Here is a 7,063-nt window from a genome sequence, read left to right as displayed (position 1 = left end):
GGGTGCCCACATCACCCGCCCTCGTCCTTCGAGGCTCCGGCTGCGCCTGCGCACCTCAGGATGAGGGCTGATCGTCTGCGCCTTGCTGGAAATTCAAATGCCGGCGCCGCTGTGACGTCTGGCTAATCTACGCTTGCAGCGTCTCTGCTCTCCGCGCGCCCAATCCAGCCTCATCCTGAGGTGCGAAGCCCGAAGGGCGCAGCCTCGAAGGATCAGAGGCTGGCCAGCACCCCTCCTTACTTCGCCGAAACCGGTCCCCGCTTCGACAAGCCCGGCAGCGCCTCGTAATCCAGCGCAATCAGCGCTTCCTTCTTCCGCCGGGACCAGCCTTTGACCTGCCGTTCGCGCGCGATGGCGTCAATGATGCGGTCGTAGGTCTCGGTAAAAACCAGCTCGACCGGGAGACGTTTGGCTGTGTAGCCGTCGTAGATGCCGGCATTGTGTTCCCAGACGCGCGCTTCGATGTTCTGCTTGGTCAGCCCCGTATAATAGGAGCCATCGCGGCATCGAAGAATGTAGACGGTTACTTCCATGGCCAGCCCCCAACGATTTAGAATCGCTACCATGACGGGTATTCAGGCAGCAACCCGCCCTCGTCCTTCGAGGCTCCGGCTTCGCCTGCGCGCCTCAGGATGAGGGCTGGTCGTTTGCGTCATGCCGACCCTGCTCCCTCCTTGCTATCGCTTGGTTTGCCGCTGGATTTTTGAGAAGGGTCGCTTTGCCACCCTTTTCTATTTTTCAACGCAGGCTTGCTCTGACCGCCTAACCGACCCGCCGCGGTCAGACTGCGCGGCGTGCAGCGCCACCGGTCGAATAGGCAGGGAAGTCCGTAAAACCCACTTCGCCGCGTCGGGTGTAATAGGTCGAACGATCCGCTTCGGCCAACGGCCAGCCGTGCTTCAGACGCTCAGCAAGGTCCGGGTTTCCGATGAATGGCCTGCCGAAGGCGATCAGGTCCACCAAACCGGTGTCCAGCGCTTCCTGAGCGCTCTCGCGGCTGGTGAAGCCGCCGGCCCAGATGATTGCGCCAGGAAACGCCGCCCGAACCTTGGCAAGCACAGCATGGTCGACATGGTGTTTCTCGAACTCGGCACTCTCCATGTTTCCCGCGGGCATCAGCTCATAGACCAGATGCATATATCCGACACCGCGGCGACCCAATTGCTCGGAAACATACAGCAATGTCTCCTCCGTAAGAGGGTCCGCCGGGATATCGTTGAACGTGCCATAAGGAGCCAGGCGAACGCCCACGCGCCCCGGACCCAATTCATGCACCGCCGCGTCGACGACTTCCATCAGGAAGCGCGTGCGATCTTCGACGCTACCGCCTCCGTAGCGATCGGTGCGCGTATTGAGGACCGAATTCATGAACTGCTCGAACAAATAGCCGTTGGCCGCGTGGATTTCGACCCCATCAAAACCGGCCTTCCGCGCGTTGGCGAAGGCTTGGGCAAACGTTCCGACCAAAGCCGATACTTCATCCGCCGTGAGAGCTCTTGGCATACCTGCGCGCATATAGCCCAGCTTGCCATCCGGGCCGTGCGCAAAGACATCCGAATTTTCGGCACGCTGCTCGGTCACACCCCAGGGGGCCTCACCATTCGGCATTCCCAACGGATGGGCCATTCGCCCGACATGCCATATCTGAGAGAATATCGTGCCGCCTTTGCGGTGGACTTCATCAGTCACCAGACGCCAGCCCTGCAGTTGGGCGTCCGTGTAGATACCCGGTGTCATGGCGTAACCGTTACTAGACGGGTGAACGTCGACCGCCTCGGAGACGATCAGTCCGGCAGTGGCACGTTGCCCATAGTAAGTAGCCATCAATTCATTGGGAACGTCGCCCTCGGACGTCCGCGTGCGTGTCATGGGCGCCATGACAATCCGGTTCTTCAGTTGAACGGTGCTGGCGAGCCATTGAGATTCGAACAGGTCCACCATAGATACTCCTTCGGTTGTTGCTGATCGAAGGCTTACCTATTGGCAGCTATCCCAATCTACACACCCTTTGGTCAGTGGTGGCAAATGAACATCATCAAGAGACTGCCGGGCTTGCCGGTCGAGCGTGCGCTGGGTGTCATCTCAGGGCGCTGGAAGGCGGTTATCCTCTATGCGCTGCTGGATGGCCCGCAACGCACCTGCGAGCTGGAGACGCGCATTGCGGGCATCACGCAGAAGGTGCTGATCGAGCAACTGCGAGCGCTTGAGGAACATGGAATGGTGAGCCGACAGCCGCGCGCGGGGGATTCTCAGGGGATCGAGTACCTGCTCACGCCGCTCGGCGAAAGCCTGCAGCCCATCTTGGATTCCCTTATCGAATGGGGAGCCCATCACGCCAGGGAGCTCGATGAGGGCCATAGGCTTCTGCCATGCGATGCTGTCGTTCGAGATCATACGACTACTGGTTATCGCTGTTCGAAACGTTCGGGTGATTAGGCGCTCGAAAGGGACCCGTGATCGAGACCGCTGGAGCAATAGAGCTAGCATTTACGCCAGGTTTATGACGGCATTTGCTGTCGCGTACTGCCGTCAGCGCGAAGAAAGAAGAGCTCTCTCCCGGCGAGCAAGCGTCATCCATCGCCGATGTCAGAGCCACGCCAGATGATTTTACGCTGGCTCCCAGATTCATTTTGCTGCGCGATCACAAACGATGTGAATTGACGGACACAAAGCGCGATGTATATCTTTTTTCAAGATAAATATCATGAATATTTTCATCATCTTATCGTCGAGCATACGGGCTTTTGCCCTGTCGCCTGCGCTTTCTGCCACCAGGGGAAAGCCGAGGAGAACTAAGTGAAATTGAAGCATATCCTAGTTGGCCTGTTGGGCGTTGTGATCGTCGCCTGCGCGGGTTTCTTTGCCATTGCCTGGAAATCCGCGATTGCGCCGATCACGCCGCCGGACCGCGCATCCTTCGATCAGGCGCTGGTCCACAAGGGCGCGATGCTGGCCGCGGTCGGCAACTGTACAGCCTGTCATACACAGCCGGGAGGCCACTCCTTCGCCGGCGGCTTTGCGCTGCCGACGCCCTTCGGCACCATCTATTCCAGCAATATCACGCCGGATCCGGAAACCGGCATTGGCACCTGGTCGGAGGCAGCCTTCAACCGCGCCATGCGCGAGGGCGTCAGCCGCGATGGCAAGCATCTCTATCCTGCCTTCCCCTTCGACCACTTCACACTGGTTTCTGATGAGGACAACAAGGCGCTTTATGCCTTCCTGATGACCCGACCGCCGGTCAAGCAGACGCCGCCGGCAAACGAGCTGCCGTTCCCGCTGAATGTCCGTCTCGTGCTCGCCGGCTGGAAGACGCTGTTCTTCAACGAGGGCGCCTATGAGAACGTCGCGTCAGAAAGCGCGGAGTGGAACCGCGGCGCCTATCTCGTCAACGGTCTCGGCCATTGCGGCGCCTGCCATACGCCGCGCAACGCGCTCGGCGCCGAAAAGGCTGATGCGCATCTGGCCGGTGGCCAGGCCGAGGGCTGGACGGCCTTCGCGCTCGACGCCAGTTCGCCGGCCCCGGTTGCGTGGACTCAGGACAGCCTCTATGCCTATCTGCGCCAGGGCTGGCATCCGGACCACGGCGTGACCAACGGCCCGATGGGCGAGGTAACGGGCAATCTCGGCCTGCTGCCCGATTCCGATGTCCATGCGATCGCGACCTACCTTGCTTCGCTGATGGGCACGCCCTCCCCCGAGCGGGTGCAGAAGGGTGAGGAGATCCGCAAACAGGTCAGCGACAGCCTCGCGCTTGCCAGCGCGCCGGCACCGGCAGCCGATACGCCGACCGGCCGCGGCCAGGCGATCTACGAGGCGGCCTGTGCCACCTGTCATGACGGGAGCCGCCCCCTTCCCTTCGGCGGGATCAACTTTCATCTGAGCACCACGATCAATGCGCCGGATGCGCAGAATGCGATCAATACGGTGCTCTTCGGCCTGCCGGCAGCAAGCGGTCGCCAGAGCGCGATCATGCCCGGCTTTGCCGCAACGATGAATGACCAGCAACTGGCCGATCTGCTTGCCTATCTGCGCGACAATTTCGCCGGCAAGCCGGCCTGGACGGATGTGGCAAGCCGCGCAGCCGATACCAGAAATGGAAAGTTCCAGGTCAGCGTCCGGCCGTCCGACGGCATCGAGCGCGGCCCCGATAATATAGGAGCGCAAGACCAATGATGAAGCTCAACGTTAATGGCGCGGTTCACGAGGTCGAGGCCGATCCCTCCACACCGCTCCTCTACGTGCTGCGCAACGATCTCAAGCTGAATGCAGCCAAGTTCGGATGCGGCATGGGCCAGTGCGGCGCCTGCACGGTCATGGTCGACGGCGAGGCGATCTTCTCCTGCCTCACCCCGATCATGTTGCTCGAGGGTCGGCAGATCAAGACGGTCGAGGGCCTCGGCACAATCGACAATCCCGGCCCGATGCAGCAGGCCTTCATCGAGGAACAGTCGGCGCAATGCGGCTATTGCATCGCCGGCATGATGATGCGGGCGCAGGCACTGCTGGAGTCCAACCCCGACGCCACCGATGCCGATATCCGCACGGCGCTCGAGCCCAATCTCTGTCGCTGCGGCACGCATATGCGCATCCTGAAATCCGTCCAGCATGCGCGCGAGCTGATGAAGTCGGCCTCGGCCGCCCCCGCCTCCGCCGGTTGAGGAGAAAGAAGATGAACGCCCCCACTTTCCTTGACGTCACCCGCCGCGGTTTCCTTGCCGGTTCCGGCGCCCTCGTCGTCTCCTTTGCAATTCCGGCAGAAACCTTCGCCCAGGAAGGCGAAGTCGCCAATGTCCCGAAGCCGGTTGCCCCGAAGCTGCAGGGCAGCCTCGCCGACACGCCGTCGCTGGATGCCTGGATCCGCATCGATGCCGACAACTCGATCACGGTCTATACCGGCAAGGCCGAGCTCGGCCAGGGCACCAAGACCTCGCTGCGCCAGATCGCGGCCGAAGAGCTTGAAGTGGCTCCGGCCCAGATCAACCTGATCACCGCCGATACGGCGATCACCCCCAATGAAGGCTACACGGCCGGCAGCCAGACGATCCAGAATAGCGGCACGGCCATCCGATATGCGGCCGCGCAGGTCCGCCAGATCCTGATCGCCCAGGCGAGCGGCAAGCTCGGCGTCCCGGCCGAAGAGCTCAAGGCCGACGGCGGCAAGGTGATCGCTCCCAACGGCGCCTCCGTCGCCTACGGCGATCTCGTCTCCGAGCAGATGCTGCATATCGATGCCGACCCGACCACCAAGATCAAGTCTCCGGACAGCTATCGTGCCATCGGCAAGCCCTTCGCCCGCGTCGACATTCCCGGCAAGGTGACCGGCGGCGAAGCCTATGTGCAGGACATGCGGCCCGAAGGCATGGTCCATGCCCGCGTGGTGCGCCCGCCGAGCTATTCGGCCAAGCTCGTCGATCTGGACGAATCCAAGATCAAGACGATGCCAGGCGTGATCGCCATCGTGCGCGACGGCGATTTCCTCGCCGTCGTGGCCGAGCAGGAATTCCAGGCGGTCAAGGCAATGCGCGCCATGACTGCCATCGCAAAATGGCAGGAACAGGCCGCGCTTCCGGACCAAGACCAGCTTCCGGCATTCCTCGAAGCCAACGTCACCGAAGTCGGCGTCGTCACTTCGGTCGGCGCGGAAACGGCCGAGGGCGTCAAGACGCTGTCTGCGCAGTTCACCCGCGCCTACCAGATGCACGCCTCGATCGGTCCGTCCGCCGCCGTCGCCGTGTTCAAGGACGAGGCACTGACCGTCTGGACGCATACGCAGGGCGTCTACCCGGACCGCAAGGCGATCGCCGAAATGCTCGGCATGCCGCCGGAAAAGGTGCGTTGCATCCACACGGAAGGATCAGGCTGCTACGGCCATAACGGCGCCGACGATGCGGCAGCCGATGCGGCGCTCATCGCCACCGCGCTTCCCGGCCGTCCGGTGCGCGTGCAGTGGATGCGCGATCAGGAGCATCTGTGGGAGCCCTATGGTCCCGGCATGCTGACCCGCGCCAATGCGACGCTCGATGACAAGGGAAACATCGTCAACTGGCATTACGATCTGTGGAGCAACAACCACGGAACGCGTCCGGGTTCCGCCGGCTCGATGCTCGCCGGCCGCCTGATGGCCAAGCACTTTCCGCCGGATCCGGCCAAGCTGCAGATTTCGCCGCTCGGCAATGGAGACCGCAACGCCATCCCGCTTTACGACGTCCCGAACCAGCGCGTGAACTGGCATTTCGTTCCAGACATGCCGGTCCGCGTTTCCGCGCTTCGCGGCCTCGGTGCCTACTGCAACGTCTTCTCGATCGAGAGCTTCATGGACGAGTTGGCGGAAGCCGCCGGCGCCGACCGCGTCGAATTCCGCCTCCGGCACATGAAGGATCCGCGGGCCCGGAAGGTCATGGAGGTAACGGCTGAGAAGTTCGGCTGGAGCAATGATCCGCTGCCGGCGGGCAAGGGCCGAGGCTTTGCCTTTGCCAAGTACAAGAACCACGCCGCCTATCTCGCCATTGCGCTGGAAGCGGACGTGGATGCCGAGACCGGCAATATCCGCATCTCGCATGTGGTCTCGGCGGTCGATTGCGGCGAGGCGGTTGCCCCGAACGCCATCATCAACCAGACGGAAGGCGGCATCCTGCAATCGATGAGCTGGACGCTGTACGAGGCGGTGCATTTCAACAACACCCGCATCACCAGCCCCGACTGGTCGGCCTATCCGATCCTGCGATTCAGCGCGGTTCCGGACAGCATCGAGGTGCATATCGTCGACAATCCCGGCCAGCCCTATCTTGGCGTTGCGGAAGCAGCCCAGGGACCGACGGGGGGAGCCATTGCCAACGCCCTCAAGCACGCGACCGGCAAGCGCATCTACGACCTGCCCTATACGCGGGAAAGGGTAAAGGCAACGCTCGGCGCCTAAGCCGGTTATGCCTGTACGTGCCTAGAGCCCGGCCAGAGTGCCGGGCTTTTTTGTGCTCGTCGGTCGAGGCTTCTAAGTGGATCAATGTCGGACAGACGCTCGAAACCGATCCGCGATCGAGAGCACTGGAGTAGAGCTCGCATC

Annotated in this window: 6 protein-coding genes; 4 read left to right on the top strand and 2 right to left on the bottom strand. The window is 62.2% G+C overall.

Going from position 1 to position 7,063, the window contains the following annotated elements:
* Window positions 1-236: 236 nt before the first annotated feature.
* Together ACPYOI_RS22825 and ACPYOI_RS22820 are read right to left on the bottom strand one after the other, a co-directional pair.
* Complete coding sequence (locus tag ACPYOI_RS22825) at window positions 237-533, bottom strand: GIY-YIG nuclease family protein (protein WP_481418436.1); 297 nt, start codon at window positions 531-533, stop codon at window positions 237-239.
* Window positions 534-780: 247 nt separating this feature from the next.
* Window positions 781-1,941 (bottom strand): alkene reductase, encoded by a 1,161-nt coding sequence (locus ACPYOI_RS22820; RefSeq protein ID WP_481418435.1) that lies wholly within the window; start codon window positions 1,939-1,941, stop codon window positions 781-783.
* A gap of 84 nt (window positions 1,942-2,025) precedes the next feature.
* Between ACPYOI_RS22820 and ACPYOI_RS22815 the strand changes: the two genes are divergently transcribed.
* From ACPYOI_RS22815 to ACPYOI_RS22800, 4 genes are all read left to right on the top strand, one after another.
* Complete coding sequence (locus tag ACPYOI_RS22815; RefSeq protein ID WP_481423400.1) at window positions 2,026-2,436, top strand: winged helix-turn-helix transcriptional regulator; 411 nt, start codon at window positions 2,026-2,028, stop codon at window positions 2,434-2,436.
* Window positions 2,437-2,796: 360 nt separating this feature from the next.
* Window positions 2,797-4,176 (top strand): c-type cytochrome, encoded by a 1,380-nt coding sequence (locus ACPYOI_RS22810; protein WP_481418433.1) that lies wholly within the window; start codon window positions 2,797-2,799, stop codon window positions 4,174-4,176.
* Window positions 4,173-4,661 carry a (2Fe-2S)-binding protein gene (locus ACPYOI_RS22805; protein ID WP_481423399.1) on the top strand — a complete coding sequence of 163 codons (489 nt, stop codon included), beginning with the start codon at window positions 4,173-4,175 and terminating at the stop codon, window positions 4,659-4,661. Before ACPYOI_RS22810 ends, ACPYOI_RS22805 begins: the two co-directional genes overlap by 4 nt.
* A gap of 11 nt (window positions 4,662-4,672) precedes the next feature.
* Window positions 4,673-6,919, top strand: coding sequence for a xanthine dehydrogenase family protein molybdopterin-binding subunit (locus tag ACPYOI_RS22800; protein WP_481423398.1), 2,247 nt, complete (start codon window positions 4,673-4,675; stop codon window positions 6,917-6,919).
* The last annotated feature ends 144 nt before the right edge of the window (window positions 6,920-7,063 follow it).

The organism is Rhizobium sp. SVR5-2C, assembly GCF_056755115.1.
Note: the sequence above shows the minus strand (reverse complement) of the source record. Positions and strands in the feature narration are given on the sequence as shown.

Bases quoted from the DNA above. Each gene is read 5' to 3' on its own strand.
- ACPYOI_RS22825 (WP_481418436.1), bottom strand. From the start codon at position 533: ATGGAAGTAACCGTCTACATTCTTCGATGCCGCGATGGCTCCTATTAT.
- ACPYOI_RS22820 (WP_481418435.1), bottom strand. From the start codon at position 1,941: ATGGTGGACCTGTTCGAATCTCAATGGCTCGCCAGCACCGTTCAACTG.
- ACPYOI_RS22815 (WP_481423400.1), top strand. From the start codon at position 2,026: ATGAACATCATCAAGAGACTGCCGGGCTTGCCGGTCGAGCGTGCGCTG.
- ACPYOI_RS22805 (WP_481423399.1), top strand. From the start codon at position 4,173: ATGATGAAGCTCAACGTTAATGGCGCGGTTCACGAGGTCGAGGCCGAT.
- ACPYOI_RS22800 (WP_481423398.1), top strand. From the start codon at position 4,673: ATGAACGCCCCCACTTTCCTTGACGTCACCCGCCGCGGTTTCCTTGCC.